12 protein-coding genes are annotated in these 16,329 nt (G+C 33.5%); 8 read left to right on the top strand and 4 right to left on the bottom strand.

Features of this window, described 5'->3' with window-relative positions:
• Positions 1-23 precede the first annotated feature (23 nt).
• From ABRY23_05350 to ABRY23_05315, 8 genes are all read left to right on the top strand, one after another.
• Entirely contained in the window at positions 24-3,632 is a 3,609-nt protein-coding gene (locus ABRY23_05350; GenBank protein MFA3782475.1) for a nitrate reductase subunit alpha, read from the top strand.
• Between the two features lie 31 nt (positions 3,633-3,663).
• Positions 3,664-4,020: a four helix bundle protein gene (locus ABRY23_05345; GenBank protein ID MFA3782474.1), complete on the top strand. Its 357-nt coding sequence runs from the start codon at positions 3,664-3,666 to the stop codon at positions 4,018-4,020.
• A 27-nt stretch (positions 4,021-4,047) separates the two neighbouring features.
• Positions 4,048-5,601 (top strand): nitrate reductase subunit beta, encoded by a 1,554-nt coding sequence (narH, locus tag ABRY23_05340; GenBank protein MFA3782473.1) that lies wholly within the window; start codon positions 4,048-4,050, stop codon positions 5,599-5,601.
• A gap of 75 nt (positions 5,602-5,676) precedes the next feature.
• Positions 5,677-6,342, top strand: coding sequence for a hypothetical protein (locus ABRY23_05335; protein MFA3782472.1), 666 nt, complete (start codon positions 5,677-5,679; stop codon positions 6,340-6,342).
• A 9-nt stretch (positions 6,343-6,351) separates the two neighbouring features.
• Positions 6,352-7,080: a respiratory nitrate reductase subunit gamma gene (gene narI, locus ABRY23_05330; protein MFA3782471.1), complete on the top strand. Its 729-nt coding sequence runs from the start codon at positions 6,352-6,354 to the stop codon at positions 7,078-7,080.
• 9 nt (positions 7,081-7,089) lie between these two features.
• Positions 7,090-8,553 carry a nitrate/nitrite transporter gene (locus ABRY23_05325; GenBank protein MFA3782470.1) on the top strand — a complete coding sequence of 488 codons (1,464 nt, stop codon included), beginning with the start codon at positions 7,090-7,092 and terminating at the stop codon, positions 8,551-8,553.
• Between the two features lie 4 nt (positions 8,554-8,557).
• On the top strand, positions 8,558-9,016 hold the full coding sequence (locus tag ABRY23_05320; GenBank protein MFA3782469.1) for a DoxX family protein: 459 nt from the start codon (positions 8,558-8,560) through the stop codon (positions 9,014-9,016).
• Positions 8,991-9,638 carry a hemerythrin domain-containing protein gene (locus tag ABRY23_05315; GenBank protein ID MFA3782468.1) on the top strand — a complete coding sequence of 216 codons (648 nt, stop codon included), beginning with the start codon at positions 8,991-8,993 and terminating at the stop codon, positions 9,636-9,638. The genes ABRY23_05320 and ABRY23_05315 overlap by 26 nt, the downstream gene beginning before the upstream one ends.
• Before the next feature lie 402 nt (positions 9,639-10,040).
• On the opposite strand, the gene ABRY23_05310 is transcribed toward ABRY23_05315, so the two are convergent.
• From ABRY23_05310 to purL, 4 genes are all read right to left on the bottom strand, one after another.
• A complete protein-coding gene (locus ABRY23_05310) occupies positions 10,041-11,402 on the bottom strand; it encodes an MBL fold metallo-hydrolase (GenBank protein ID MFA3782467.1) in 1,362 nt (453 codons plus the stop codon).
• Between the two features lie 398 nt (positions 11,403-11,800).
• Positions 11,801-12,874: a hypothetical protein gene (locus ABRY23_05305; protein ID MFA3782466.1), complete on the bottom strand. Its 1,074-nt coding sequence runs from the start codon at positions 12,872-12,874 to the stop codon at positions 11,801-11,803.
• Positions 12,875-12,965: 91 nt separating this feature from the next.
• Positions 12,966-13,901 carry a YihY/virulence factor BrkB family protein gene (locus ABRY23_05300; protein ID MFA3782465.1) on the bottom strand — a complete coding sequence of 312 codons (936 nt, stop codon included), beginning with the start codon at positions 13,899-13,901 and terminating at the stop codon, positions 12,966-12,968.
• A complete protein-coding gene (gene purL / locus ABRY23_05295) occupies positions 13,901-16,141 on the bottom strand; it encodes a phosphoribosylformylglycinamidine synthase subunit PurL (GenBank protein ID MFA3782464.1) in 2,241 nt (746 codons plus the stop codon). The genes ABRY23_05300 and purL overlap by 1 nt, the downstream gene beginning before the upstream one ends.
• Positions 16,142-16,329 lie beyond the last annotated feature (188 nt).

Genomic DNA, 16,329 nt, shown 5'->3' with positions numbered 1-16,329 from the left:
ATTAGAATGAGGTTGATAAATACATGAGCTGGATAAAAGATATTATTTCACCAAGTACAAGAAAATGGGAAGAATTTTACAGAAACAGATTTCAACACGATAAAATTGTACGAAGCACTCATGGTGTAAATTGTACAGGAGGTTGTTCATGGCAAATTCATGTTAAAGATGGAATTGTAGTTTGGGAAACGCAGCAAACTGATTATCCGTTATTGGAAAATGGATTGCCTCCGTATGAACCTCGTGGTTGTCAAAGAGGGATTTCGTTTTCATGGTATCTTTATAGTCCATTAAGAATTAAATATCCTTTGATAAGAGGTGCTTTATTAGATACATTTAGAGAAGAGAAACAAAAAACTGGGGATGCGCTTTTAGCCTGGGAAAATATTCAGAATAATGTTGAGAAAAGAAAAAATTACCAACAGGCTCGCGGAAAAGGTGGTTTCAGAAGGGCAAGCTGGGATGAAGTTCTTGAAATTATTGCAGCAGCAAATATTTATACAGCAAAAAAATATGGCCCCGATAGAGTAATTGGTTTTTCTCCAATTCCTGCTATGTCAATGTTAAGTTATGCTGCCGGCAGCAGGTTTCTCCAATTATTCGGCGGTGTTAATCTAAGCTTTTACGATTGGTACTGCGATTTGCCGAATGCTTCGCCAGAAGTATGGGGCGAACAAACCGATGTTTGTGAAAGTGCAGATTGGTACAATTCAAAAATGGTTGCTGTAATGGGTGCCAATCTAAACATGACACGCACACCAGATGTGCATTTCTTCGCAGAATCGCGGCACAATGGTACAAAGACAATCGTTTTCTCGCCAGACTTCAGTCAAGTTGCAAAATATGCTGACCAATGGGTCCCGCTTCACGCAGGCAGTGATGGCGCTTTCTGGATGGCAGTAACTCACGTAATTTTAAAAGAATTTCATCATCAGGAAAAAATTCCGTACTTTATTAATTATGTTAAAAGATATACCGATTCACCTTTCCTTGTTGAAATTGTCAATGACAACGGTGTTTATAAACCTAAAAGACTCATCAGAGCTAATCGCTTAAAAGAATTTAATGATATTTCTAATGGTGATTGGAAATTTTTAAATATCGATTCTCAAACAGGAAAATTTGTTGTTCCTAAAGGAAGTGCAGGACACAGATGGGATAATTTACAAGGTCACTGGAATCTTAAATACGAACATTCAATCGATAACTCTGCTTACGACCCTTTATTAACTCTAATTGAAAATTATGATGAGATCTTACAGGTAGAGTTTATTGAGTTTGGTCTAAACACCAAAAAATTACGCGGTGTGCCGGTAAAAATAATTGAAACTGTTGACGGTAAAAAAGTTGCAGCTGCTACAGTCTATGACCTTGTAATGGCTCAATATGGAATTGACAGAAATTTAGGCGGAGATTATCCTAAAGATTATTTCGATAAGGACTCATCTTACACTCCAGCCTGGCAAGAGATATTTACCGGCGTTGACTCAAAAACAGTAATTAACTTTGCACGCGAATGGGCTAAAACTGCAATGTATACTGAGGGCAAGTGCATGATAATTATTGGAGCCGGTGTAAATCACTGGTATCACAACAATTTAATGTACAGAGCAGGAATTATGGCACTGCTGCTTTGCGGCTGCGTAGGTAAAAACGGAGGCGGACTTAATCATTATGTTGGACAGGAAAAATTGGCACCTGTTGATTCCTGGTCAACAATAGCTTTTGCAAGGGATTGGGTTGATGCAGTTCGACTTCAACAAACTCCAATCTGGCATTACATAAATACTTGCCAATACAGATATGACGGCAAGTCATCAAAATATAATACTGTACCAGAAAATAAATTAACAAAAAAGCACATGGCAGATTTAATCTTTAAATCTGTTAGAATGGGCTGGATGCCTTTTTACCCGCAATTCAATAAAAATTCGCTCTTACTCTGTAAAGAAGCAACAAATGATAATAACGATGAAATAAAAAAATCTGTTATAGAAAATTTAAAGTCGGGGAAAATAGAATATTCAATTGCAGACCCAGATAATGATATAAACTTTCCAAGAGTTTGGTTCATTTGGCGCGGCAACGCAATTGCTGGAAGTATGAAAGGTCACGAATATGCACTAAAACATTATTTGGGCACACATACGAATTTAATTGCTCAGGATAGTGAAGATAAAACAGAAGAAATTAAATGGCACGATATTGCACCCGTAGGTAAAATGGATTTAGTTGTTGATTTGAACTTCAGAATGGATTCTTCTGCTTTGTATTCAGACATTGTTTTGCCTGCTGCATCCTGGTATGAAAAAAATGATTTGAACAGCACCGACTTGCATTCTTTCATTCATCCATTATCTGCTGCAATTGCACCAGTGTGGGAATCAAAATCCGATTGGGAAATTTTTAGAAATATAGCTTACACTACTAGCCAATTAGCTAAGAAACATTTTAATGAAATTCAAAAGGATGTGGTTATAGCTCCTTTATCTCACGATTCACCAGATGAAATTACTCAACCAGAAATGAAGGATTGGTATTTAGGAGAATGCGAACCTGTTCCAGGAAAAACAACTCATAAAATTTCAATTATCGAAAGAGATTACACAAAAATTTTTGATAAATTTATAACGCTTGGACCTAATATCAAGACAAAAGGATTGGGCGCGCACGGCAATCATTATAAGTGCGATGATTTTTATGAAGATATGATAAGCTCAAATCATTTCCCAAAAGAAATAATTAATGGGAAAATTTATCCATCAATTAAAGAAGATACCTGGGCAGCAAATGCAGTGTTATATCTTTCCTCTTTAACAAATGGCGAGTTAACATATCGAGCTTATAAATTTATGGAATCAAAGACTGGGCTGGCTTTAACTGATTTAAGTGAAGGGAACCGTGAAGTAAGACTTAATTACAAAGACTTGCAAGCACAGCCAAGAAGATATAACACTTCCCCAGTTTGGTCGGGTATAATGAATAATGGCAGAGCATATTCTGCATTTACTTACAACGTTGAAAGATTAGTCCCATGGAGAACTTTAACAGGCAGACAACATATTTATCTTGACCACGAAATGTATATTGCATTTGGAGAAAATTTGCCTACGTTTAAACCATCACCAAAATTTGAAGTTTATGGAGATTTAAGAGAAACCTTAAAAGAAGGAAATGCCAAAGTTCTTAATTGTCTTACTCCTCACGGTAAATGGCATATTCATTCGACTTATATGGATAACTTGCGAATGTTAACTCTATCGAGAGGAATGGAGCCTTGCTGGCTCAATGAGGAAGATGCAAAAGAACTTTCAATAAATGATAATGACTGGGTTGAAGTTTATAACGATAATGGAGTTTACTGTACTCGCGCAGTTGTAAGTTCGCGAATTCCTAAAGGTGTTTGTATTGTTTATCACACTGTAGAGAGAACGATTTCAATTCCAAAATCTCAGGTGCGCGGCAATAAAAGAGGAGGTATGAATAACAGCATAACAAGAATTCACCTTAAGCCAAATTTGCTTGCGGGAGGTTATGGACAATTTTCTTATCATTTTAATTACTGGGGTCCAACGGCACCAAATCGCGATACGCATGTAGTTGTGAAGAAGATGACAAAAGTGGTGTTCTAATTTATTATTTATTACTTATTATTTATTATTTATGGATAAAGAAGAACTTAAAAAGAGAACAAAATCTTTTGCACACCGATGTGTAAAATTAGCTTTGAATTTACCTAATACGATTCTTTGCAAACATTTGCAAGGGCAGTTAATCAGAGCTAGTACTTCAGTAGCTGCAAATTATCGTGCCGCATGCATTTCTCAATCTACAGCGAGTTTTATTTCAAAATTAAGTATAGTAATTGAAGAAGCAGATGAATCACTATTTTGGTTAGAATTTATACTTGAAGAAAATTTGATTAAAAAAGAGCGTATAGAAAATTTAATAAACGAAGCATCTGAACTAACGGCAATATTTATTGCATCGAGAAAAACAATACAAAAAAACAATCAATAATAAATTATAAATAATAAATAATAAATTATGGACGTTCGTTCGCAAATAGCAATGTTGTTTCACCTCGATAAATGTATTGGCTGTCATACATGTTCAATTGCTTGCAAAAATATATGGACTGACAGAAAAGGTGCAGAATACATGTGGTGGAATAACGTAGAGACAAAACCCGGAACTGGTTATCCAACCAAATGGGAAGATCAAAATATTTACAAAGGTGGCTGGAAAAGAAATGAAGATAAAAGTATTTCTTTGAGAGGTTCTGGCAAGTTCAAAGGCCTTTTGAATATTTTTCATAATCCATACTTGCCGTCTTTAGAAGATTACTATGAACCATGGACATACAAATATCTTGATTTAATTGAATCACCACAAGGTGACGACCAGCCAACAGCAAGACCGATTTCACTTATTACAGGCAAGCCAATTGATATTAAAATGGGTCCGAATTGGGATGATGACTTAAGCGGTACACCTGAATATGCAAGACGAGATCCGAACTTAAAAGACCTTTCTCCTGCTGAACAAGAAGCTATGTTCCAGCTTGAAAAAATGGCAATGTTCTATCTTCCAAGAATTTGTAATCATTGCTTAAATCCCGCTTGTGTTGCTTCGTGTCCTTCTGGTGCAATTTACAAACGCGGTGAAGATGGAATCGTTCTAATTAATCAGCAGGTATGTCGAGCATGGCGAATGTGTGTAACCGCCTGCCCTTATAAAAAATCATATTACAATTGGAACACAGGTAAATCAGAAAAATGTATTTTGTGTTATCCAAGATTAGAAGCCGGATTAGCACCAGCTTGCATGCACTCATGTGTCGGTCGTATTCGCTATTTAGGAGTTCTGCTTTACGATGCGGATAAAATTAAAGAAGCCGCTTCTGCACCTGAAGATGAATTAATTGACCGTCAACTTGATTTGATTTTAGACCCATTCGATGAAACTGTAATTCAAAATGCAAAGGAAAATGGTGTTGCCGATTCAACAATTGCTGCAGCACAAACTTCACCGGTTTATAAATTTGTAAAAATCTGGAAACTCGGACTTCCATTACACGCCGAGTTCAGAACTTTGCCAATGTTATTTTATGTTCCGCCGCTGCTTCCCGTTATGGCTTCTTTGAGTGATGTCGATAACACTGAACAAGCCGGCAAACTCGACCCAATTGCAAAGTTCTGGAATAAAAATTATTTGTACGATACTTCCACCGATTCAATTTGGGGTTCAATTGAACAATCACGATTTCCAATTAAATACATGGCAAATTTGTTCGGAGCTAGCAATGAAGAAAAAATCGTTGATGTTCTTAAAAAACAATTAGCTGTAAGAATTTACAGAAGAGGTGTTACTGTTGGAGATGTGAATAAAGATTTAGTAAATGCTGCTCTTGCTGATGTTAATCTAACTAAAGAAACAGCCGATGAAATTTACAAATTAACTGCACTGGCATCTTTTGACGATCGTTTTAACATTCCACCTGCTCATAGAGAACAAGCTCTGGAAATGCTGGATAATTCTGCAGACGTAAAAGGCTCAACTGGCTTTGGATTTAAGGAACAACCTGTGAGAGGATTGTGATTTATGATTTATTATTTATTATTTACTATTTATTATTTGTAAAATGTTTTTTTAGACATTTTTTGATGAATAAAAATGGAAAATAAATCTTCAAATAACATTTGTGAATTGTTCGCCTCAGCATTGAGTTATCCTGATACTAAAGTACTGCATGACTTGAAACAATTACATAATCTTTTAAATGAAAATTATCCTCAAGCATCTGAAACAATGGCTGAGTTTTTTGAATTCATAAAAACTACACAGTTAAAAGAATGGGAAGAAATTTATACCCGCACTTTTGATGTTCAGGCAATTACTACACTTGATGTTGGATACGTTCTTTTTGGTGACGATTACAAAAGAGGTGAACTCCTTGTTAATCTTAACAAGGAACATACAAAAGCAAATAATAATTGTTCTACAGAATTAGCCGACCATCTTCCTAATTTGCTTAGACTAATCACTAAAACAAAAGATGAGGAATTCAAAAATGAATTGATTTATTTGATTATTAAACCTGCACTTAAAAAGATAATTTCAGAATTCGATAAAATAAATATTGAAAGAAAAAATAAAATCTATAAAAAACATCATAAAACTTTAATTCCAATTGAAGAAAAAAATGGACTCGTTTACAAATATCTGTTAGAATCATTACTGATAACTATGAATACTAATTTTCCGGATGATGATAAATACTCTTTATTTTCTGAAAAATCCCAAACAGAATTTGCCAAAGAATTGGAAATACCAGATTAGGAGCGGACAATGACTATATTAAATAATTTTTTCTTTATTGCATTGCCTTATTTATCACTGATTGTTTTTTTAATAGGAACGATTTATCGTTACAGAGCCAAAAAATTTACATACTCATCACTTTCATCACAGTTTTTTGAAACAAGAAAATTGTATTGGGGTTCACTGCCATTTCATTGGGGAATAGTATTTCTCTTCTTTGGTCACTTAATTGCTTTTCTCTTTCCAGGTTCAGTTCTTCTCTGGAACAGTCAACCAGTTCGATTAGCAATACTCGAAATCACAGCATTTGTATTTGGCATTTTAACTTTTATTGGATTAGTAAATTTATTTTACAGAAGAATTAAAGAACCAAGGGTCCGCGTTGTTACAAGCGTTATGGATATAATTCTTGAAATACTTTTAATAGCACAAGTCTTTTTAGGATTATGGGTTGCCTATGGTTTTCGCTGGGGCTCTTCATGGTTTGCTGTTGTGTTAACTCCATATTTAAATTCTATCTTTACATTTAACCCTAAAATTGATGCAATTGTTATGCTCCCAATCATCGTTCAGCTTCATATAATTGGTGCTTTCTTAATTGTTGCAATTATTCCTTTTACAAGATTGGTTCACTTTTTAGTATTTCCTTTAAGTTATTTATGGCGTCCATATCAAAAAGTGATATGGAATTGGAATCGCAAGAAAGTAAGAAATCCCAAATCAAGCTGGATAATCCACAGACCAACTAACAATTAAATAGATTAAATGGAAGAAAAGGTAACAGCAAAAGCTCGAAGAATATTATTCTTCAATACACTTGCATTTACAATTTGTTTTTCTGCCTGGATGTTGAACGGAACATTAGTTTCATTTCTTGTTGATAACCATGTGTTTGATTGGACTCCTGTACAAATTGGCTGGCTGCTTGGAATGCCAGTGCTAACAGGTTCTATATTCAGATTACCTTTCGGTCTTTTAACCGACCGTTACGGTGGACGTTACATTTATAGTATTCTTATGTTAATTTCTGCCATACCGATGTTCTTACTTTCATTTACAAATTCGTATGTATTGTTTCTTTTATACAGTTTTGGTTTCGGTTTAACTGGTGCAAGTTTTGCAGTTGGAGTAGCTTATACATCAGTTTGGTTTCCGGCTAAATGGCAGGGTACTGCATTAGGAATATTTGGTATTGGAAATTTAGGCGCAGCTTTAACTACTTTAATTGGTCCCAGCATCTTACAGTTTTTAACTGACAATGGACAAAACATTGAACGTTGGCGATGGCTGCCAATTATTTATGCTGGAATATTATTTTTAATGGCAGTTATTTTTTTCGTTTTTACCGAGAATAAAAAGCCTGAAAGAAACAATAAAAAATTTATTGAACTACTTGAGCCGCTACGCAATATCAGAGTATGGCGTTTTGGACTCTACTATTTCCTTGTATTCGGATGTTTTGTTGCATTCTCTCAATGGTTAGTTCCCTACTATCTTAATGTTTATTATATGCCGTTTGTAAAAGCTGGTATAGTTGCAAGTTTATTTAGTTTTCCAGCAAGTGTAATCAGAATGTTAGGCGGCTGGCTTTCTGATAAATACGGACCACGTCGAGTACTTTTTTCTGTCTTTGTTGCTTCTACAATATTAGGTTTATTACTAATTTTTCCGAGAATGGAATTATACTCACCGGGTAAAGGAATTATTTCAAAAAATAATGGTATTGTTACTTCTATTACTTCCAATTCAATAAAGGTTAATGATAAGGAATATCAATTAACGCCGCTCAAAGTCAAACCTAATTTGAATGAAGATGGTTTTTTAGTTTTACCGGAAAAAATTATGTGGCAAGAACCTACTGTTCAATTAGGTGATACCGTTAAAAAAAATCAACTTATTGCTAAAGGCATAACAAAAATAAATTTTCAGGCTAATGTAAATATTTTTGTTTTTTTTGTTTTGTTAATTGGATTAGCTTGGGGGTTAGGGATGGGTGCAGTGTATAAATTTATTCCTATGTATTTCCCTAACACAGTTGGTGTGGTAGGCGGAACGGTAGGAGTCTTAGGCGGACTGGGAGGTTTTGTAGGTCCAATAATTTTCGGTTACTTATTAGAATTAACAGGCTTATGGACGAGCAGCTGGCTTTTCATATTTTTTCTCTCGCTTACGTGCTTAATTTGGATGCAGATTACAATTAATAAAATTAACAGCGGAAAAATTAGGTGATAAAATGAATTCACTACATTCAACAATTTATTGGCTTAACAGCCATAATAATATTGCTTACTCATTAACTCGCATTTTTTTAGGGACTGCATTATTTGTAAGAGGAATTATTGTTGCTTCTGATATTGATAGGCTTACTCAGCTTGCCAATGGTCATAATTTTTATTGGTGGTATTCATACATTGTGGTTATTCACATTATTGGCGGTTTTATGATGGCAATTGGATTTTTTACTAGAATTGCTGCTTTTATCCAATTGCCAATACTTTTTATTGCCGTTTTCTTTGTGCATCTAAGTCAGGGATTGGCAAATCAAAACCAATCACTTGAATTAGCTGCATTGGTACTTTTCCTTTTAATAATTTATTTTGCCTTTGGAAGCGGCAACTTATCAATTGATAGTTACATATCAAAAAGAAAAATACAGAAAAAACATTATGCAGAAAAAATCAATACAAAATAAAGATTCGTTAAAAAGATTTGTGGATAAAGGGATAAATGAAAAAGAACTTTCTCCTTTTGATCCGCCTGATGCATACAACCCATTGAATATTGAAACCATACCTTATGAAAAAATGCATCCTTTTCTAAAAGAATTAATTGATGAACACAAAAACTTCGCAGAAGTTTTAAGTAAGTTTGAAACTGCTCTTATGAATTGGAAAAACAACAATTGGATTTTCAATGATGAAATTGACATTGGATTAAAACAATTTTTTAATTTTTTTGATGAAAAAGTTCCGCTGCACAACCAAAAAGAAGAAAAAAAATTGTTTCCTCTTCTTCATAAAAAGCTTATTGAAATCGGGGAGCACAATTCAGTTGACTCTTCTATAACTGGAATAAACTTGATGGAGGATGAACACTTAAAAGTAGCACAGGCGGTAGCCATCGTTTTCAATTTTTTAGAGTTAGGTTCACAACTGCCGGATAAACGCTCGCGTGAAATAACATTTGAATTAGCATACGAGCAAGGAATGGCAATTATTGAAACAATGAAGCTTCATATCTTTAGAGAAGAAAATATTTTGTTTCCACAGGCAATGAAATTACTAAGCAAAGAAAAACTTGACGATTTTAATTAATAACCTTCAATTGCAATGCTAAAAGGATTTCGCCACAATTGTAGACAAATCCTTTCAATAATTTATTGAGCCCAAAATATGTATTAGAAATTACATATTCGTCTTTATTTTGCCATTTGTATATATCTCCTTTATTGCTTCTATTTGCCTAAAAATTTTTACTTCTTACTTCATTCTTGCTCTTTACGCTTCGATTAACTTTGATATTAATATCCCTTAGATTAACCGTCTCGCTTATCACAGACAATATGTAAAACAATTCTTAATTTTCAGTAGATTTTTTCGAAAGGAAGTTGAAATGCTTTTGATTATTGTATTATCAATAGTGCTGATTCTTTTAATTCTTTCAGGAATAAAAGCTCATAAGATAATTAAGGATATAAAGTCGAATAACGAATAATTTTATAGCAAATTAATAACTCTGCCTTTTTCTGCTGAGTAAACTTTTATTTTTTCTTTCAAGGTAAGCATCTTGTTACCCAGCCAATTCTTTGCCTCTTCTTCTCCATGTAAAAGCACTATTATTTCTGGATTTAAATTTTTTGTTATTTCTAATAATTCCTCACGCTTGGAATGCGAAGGAAAATAAAATCTTTCAACAGAACAATTAACGATGTATTCTTCCTGCTCTAATAATATTTTATCCCCCACGTTCGATTTTAATATTTGGTAAGCTGGTGTTTCTGAATCAACATATCCAACGATAAAAACTGCAAAATCTTTTTGGTTAATCCAGTGTCTCATTAATTCATAAGATTTAGTTTTTTTAAGCATCATACCGCTTGAAGCAAGCACAATCCCAGGTTTCTTATTAAAAAAATTTACATCATTAATATCATATAGGTCTATTTGTTCTACATCTGAGAATTCAAAATTTTTATTTTGTCTTTTAACTATAAACTTATTCCTATCATAAATTTTAGAAATTTGTTTTCCTAATCCACCAGTATAAATAAAAGTTTCTGTCAAACTACCCTTGGAAATAAGTGAATGAATTGTAGCCAGCAGTTCTTGAGTTTTTCCTAACGCAAAGACAGGGATTAGAATTGAGCCTCCCTTGTTTAAAATTTTGTTTGCTTCCAAGGCAAATCTTTTTTGTTCGTTAATCCAATTACTTAACAAGCTTGAATCTGTTGCACCGTAGGTCGATTCAGTTAAAAGAATATTAACTGCTGTAGAAGGAATATCGGCACCATCCATAATTTTTTGTTTAGAGAGATTAATATCACCTGTATAAAATATTTTTATATCTTCATAAATAATAAGAATTCCAGCAGAACCAAGGATATGCCCAGCATCATAAAATTCAACTTTAATTTTGTTTGTGCTATTATGTCTTATCCCACTAATTTCTAATGGTAAGTTATATTCAACTGTTCTTATTGAGTCTATTAAAAAATCTATTTCTTCGTGAGTGTAGGGTATAAAATTCTCGGTAGTGTCCATTTCTTCCATTAAAATGTTTGAAGCATTATGGAGTGTTAATTCAGCAATTTCTTTAGTTTGTCGTGTTGTGTAAATAATTAAATGAGGAAATTTTTTAACTAAAAAAGGGAGAGCACCTATATGGTCTTGGTGGGCATGACTTATAAAAACAAAATCCACCGGCAAATTTTCTATTAACTCAAATGATGGCAGTGACTCAAAGCCTTTTTTTCGTGGGTGAACTCCAGAATCTAAGATTATTCCTGTCCCTCCTATATTTAAGTAATAACAACTAGCTCCAATTTCATCTGCGCCGCCCAACGGTAAGAATTGTATCATAAGTAGTATTGACAAGGTTATAAAAAAATTTAGTCATAAATTACAACAATAATTTTTTAACTTACCACCAACATTTCTATAAAACTAAAAGTTAAATAAAACTTAATCCCACAAAAAAAATTTTTTCTCAACTTCGTTTAGATAATTTCAACATGGAAATTTTGTATTGAATTGCCAGCAAAATAAAGTTCAGCTTTCATATTAAATAAAGCTATTATACTGGAAAAGTATTTACTTGAGACTTCTGAAAAATTCAATGAGTCATTCCATGCAAACGGGAATCCATTGTTTTCAAAGTAGATTCCCGTTTTCAACGAAGTGGTAAATTCCCACGTGGGAATGACAACCGCTGATAATTCAATTTTTCAGATGTCTCTAATTTATAATTAAGACCCGCTTTATTGTTTATTCTGTCCTGCTTTCTGTGCTAAACTTGCATTGTTATTATAATATTCGTACACATAAACTGATTTCAAAATTGGTCTATTTTTAGAATCATATCTAATTGATTCACTCATCAAACCGTTAGGTAAATAGCTGTATTTCATCTCGTATTGGAGTTCATTTTCTGGACCTAAGAGTTGATCTGTTATAACATCGCCCGCATCGTTATATTGATACTCTCTCTTATATGTATCCCCTTTTATTTCAATTAATCTGCCTTTTGGATCAAATTTATAATAAACTGTTTTTTTAACTTTTCCGGTGACAGTTACTTCTTTAAATGTGTTAGTGGCTTGATTGTAAGTTCGTTCTATTGTTTGCAGGCTATCACCATCGCTATTAAGATATTTAGAACTAATCATAACGCCCGAATTAAAAACAGAAATTTCCTTATACAATGTGTCACCTTTTTGTGTTAAAAGAATTGACTTAACATTATTACCATTTACGTCGTAGAAGTACTTAATAATTTGGTTAGCAGGCTTATGAACATCAAAATATAGACTTTCAATTTCACGTCCATCATTATCATATTTTGACTTTTGACTCGCTAATAAGTTATTATGTGAATCGACTACTTCTTTATAAATCTGATTACCTTTAGAATCATATTTATAAATCCATGTCTTAGGATTTGCGCCAACCCCAACGTATAAATGATGTTTGACTCTCCTTCCATTTTTATCGAATTCAATTTCTTCATAAAGCTTATCTCTAGTTAAAACCGTTCCATCCGACTTAAATGATGTAGTATATAATTTTCTTGTTTTAACCCCTAACTTGCCAGCCTTAATAATTTCATTTTCTACAGGGTCTACGCCAAAAGATTTCTTAAATTTGTCTGAGTAAACAATTGGTGGAAATTTATCGGGGTTATTTGTAAACAATGTATCTTCAGGGTTTTGGACAGTAGTTTGTTGCTGTTTTTCTTTTTTATTTGAGCAATTAGTCAAAACAAGAAAAGAAACTAAAAATAAAACAACCACTTGTAAAAGCACAGCTTTAGGATTTTTAGGTTTAATTTTCATATCACTCCTTTTTACAATTTTTCAATAAGTTACAAAAACGAGTTTACATTTAGTAAATTCATAAATCAAGTCATAAACAAAAAAAATCAATTTATTTTTTATTATCATTAATTAACAATTTTTCTGAAAGTCTTTCTCTGTAAAGCTGCCCAATTTCAGCACCTACAATAAACAAGCATGAGGAGTAAAATATCCAGAATAACACAACTACTATAAAAATAAATGCACCATAAATATTATTTGTAGAAAGAAAATGTTTAACATAATAGCCAAAAATCCAGCGGGCTATTTCCCAAAAAGTTGTTGTCCAAAACGCAGCTATGAGTGGTACTTTTTTCCCAAGTTTCTCATATGGAATTATATAGTAAAACAAAAAGAACATAAAAAACAAAACTAAGAGTGATATTAATTTTATTGACAAATCGATAATCTCAGTAAATCTAAATGCACGAAGAAATTCAACTTTTTCAGCGGAATCCATTATAACGTTAAATGTGGGCAGTATAAATGTGGATAGTGCAACAAAAACAACTAATAAAAGCACCATCCCAATATCCCTAAGCAATCCAATTATTGCACTCTTTTGCTGGGAAACGTTAAATATTCTATTTAAGATTGTCCGCATAGAACTAAATAACCATGTAGAGGTAAACATTAAACCAATGAAACCTATATAGCCTGCTAATGTTCTGTATTCTATCACCTCAGGTAGCCTTGAAATAACAACTTTTTCTACGAAGTTAGCTGTAGCTCGAGATGGGATAGCTGCTTCAATTATTTGCTTAAGTGCAGATTCAATAGCGGTTTGGCTGAAAAAATTTCCTACTAAAGATAGAACTACCAGTACAAGCGGTATAAAACTCAAAAGCAAAGAAAAAGCAATTCCACCCCCAGAAAGAAATATATGATGTTCATCCATCCTTTTAAAAAGTACTGGGAAATAAGACTTGAAGAAGTTTATGAAATTCCTCAATGTTTTTACAGATATAAATGAGGTTATTTTTCTAATTATTTTAATACGGTACATCAGTTACCCGTAATGAGAGTCATCTTTTTTTCAATGGAAGTAAAATAAATCTCTGAGAGACTGCGAAGCGAGAAAGTATATTGATCATTTACAATTAGACTTCTACCACCGACAGTTCCAATAAGACAGTAAGGAGTAAAACCTTTTGAAGCTATCTCTTCAAACTTTGCTTGATTTTCTGGTGCTACAGTAACAATCACACGAGATTGCGATTCAGAAAATAATGAAAAGTCCTCACGTGTTTTAACGTGAACTTTCACTTGTGCACCCAACTGATTTTCTCTATTCATAACACAGCATTCGGCTAATGCTGTTATAATACCTCCTTCAGAAATATCATGTGCAGACTTTATCAGTTTCATCCCAATTAATTTTAGTAAAATACGATGGAGGTCTTTTTCTGCCTGTAAATCTAATTTTGGTATTTCTCCCGTAACCAAATTATGAATTACCTTTAAGTATTCACTACCGCCGACTTCTTCATAATCTTCGCCCAATAGATAAATTAAATCTCCTTCATCTTTGAAATTAGCAGTGGTAACATTATCAATATTTTCTATCAAACCTACCATTCCAATTACTGGAGTAGGATAGACTGCAGTACTTGGGCTTTCGTTATAAAAGCTAACATTTCCACCTGTAACTGGTGTATTAAAAAAACGGCACGCTTCTGAAATTCCCTCAATTGCTTTTTTAAAAGTCCAATAAATTTCTGGTTTGTAAGGATTACCGAAGTTCAAGCAATTTGTAATTGCCAAAGGTTTTGCACCCGTGCAAACAACATTACGAGCAGATTCTGCTACAGCAATCATAGCCCCCGTTTTAGGATTTAAGTAAACATATCTGCCGTTACAATCAGTTTTAGTAGAAATTGCTTTTTTAGTTCCTTTAATGTAAATAACGGCAGCATCAGCAAGTCCAGGCCCAACAATAGTGTTGGTCATTACCATTGAATCATATTGCTGGTAAACCCATTTTTTTGAAGCAATATTAGGAGAAGAGAAAATTTTAGTAAAACATTCTGAAATGCTTTCAGGTTCAGGGATATTATTTAAGTCAAAATTTCTGGTGTAGTGCAGATACTCTGGTTCTTTAGTTTCTCTAATATAAACTGGCGCGCCCCCGCCTAGCACTAATTCAATAGAAGGAATTGCTGCTTTGCATTGACCTTGATACTCAACCTCTAAAATACCATCTTCAGTAACTTCTCCAATTATTTCACAATTTAAATCCCACTTTTCAAAGATTTCTTTTATTCTATTTTCTTTACCTTTTTTACCTACAACCAGCATTCTTTCTTGGCTTTCAGAAAGCATAATTTCGTAGGCGGTCATATTTTTTTCTCGAAGAGGAACTTTATCCAAATTAATTTTCATTCCACTTTTTCCTTTTGCACTCATTTCAGAAGTTGAACATGAAATTCCAGCAGCACCCATATCTTGAATGCCAACAACTAAATTTTCCTTAATAATTTCTAAAGTAGCTTCTAACAAAAGTTTTTCGGTGAAGGGGTCACCTACTTGAACTGAGGGACGTTTAGTTTCAGACTTTTCCGAAATTTCTTCAGAAGCAAAAGTGGCACCATGTATTCCATCTCTTCCTGTAGCCGAACCAACAATCATTACTGGATTACCTTTCCCTTTTGCAATTGCTGAAACCACTTTATCAGTTTCCACTAATCCAATTGCCATTGCATTTACGAGAGGATTATCTTTATAGGATTCATCGAAATAAACTTCGCCGGCAACAGTAGGCACACCAAAACTATTTCCATAATCTCCAATTCCTTTCACTACTCCTTCAAACAAAAATTTAGTGCGGGGATCATCTAAGGTTCCAAACCGAAGTGAATTAAGTGAAGCTATAGGTCGAGCACCCATAGTAAAAATATCACGTAAAATTCCGCCTACACCTGTAGCAGCGCCTTGATATGGTTCAACTGCTGAGGGATGGTTATGGCTCTCTATTTTAAATGCAATAGCTTGTCCATCACCAATATCTACCAAACCTGCATTCTCTTCTCCAGCACCTACCAACAACTTTCCACCTGAACGTGGCAGAGTTTTCAACAGCGCTATCGAGTTTTTGTAACTGCAATGCTCACTCCACATTACACTGAATATACCTAATTCAGTATAATTAGGTATACGACCAAGTTTTTTGCAAATTAAATTAAACTCCTCTTCCGTTAATCCATGTTCAATTGCTAATTGTAGTGTTACCTCAGGTTCATTGTTCATTTTGTCTATTAAATATTTTTTTAACTGCCAATATAACATATTTTGATTTTTCCTAACAGAAACTAAAACGCTAATAAAAATTTATTGAGAGTTACAGCTCATATCTGCTTAAAATTTTATATTAGAGAAATTAGCATTATATTTAATTACTGTTCTCCGTAAAGCTCAAAATAAGTTACTCAATAAAG

The sequence above is a fragment of the Melioribacteraceae bacterium 4301-Me genome (assembly GCA_041538185.1).
Taxonomy (GTDB): Bacteria; Bacteroidota; Ignavibacteria; order Ignavibacteriales; family Melioribacteraceae; genus Pyranulibacter; species Pyranulibacter aquaticus.
This window is presented reverse-complemented; position numbering and strand designations above follow the sequence as displayed.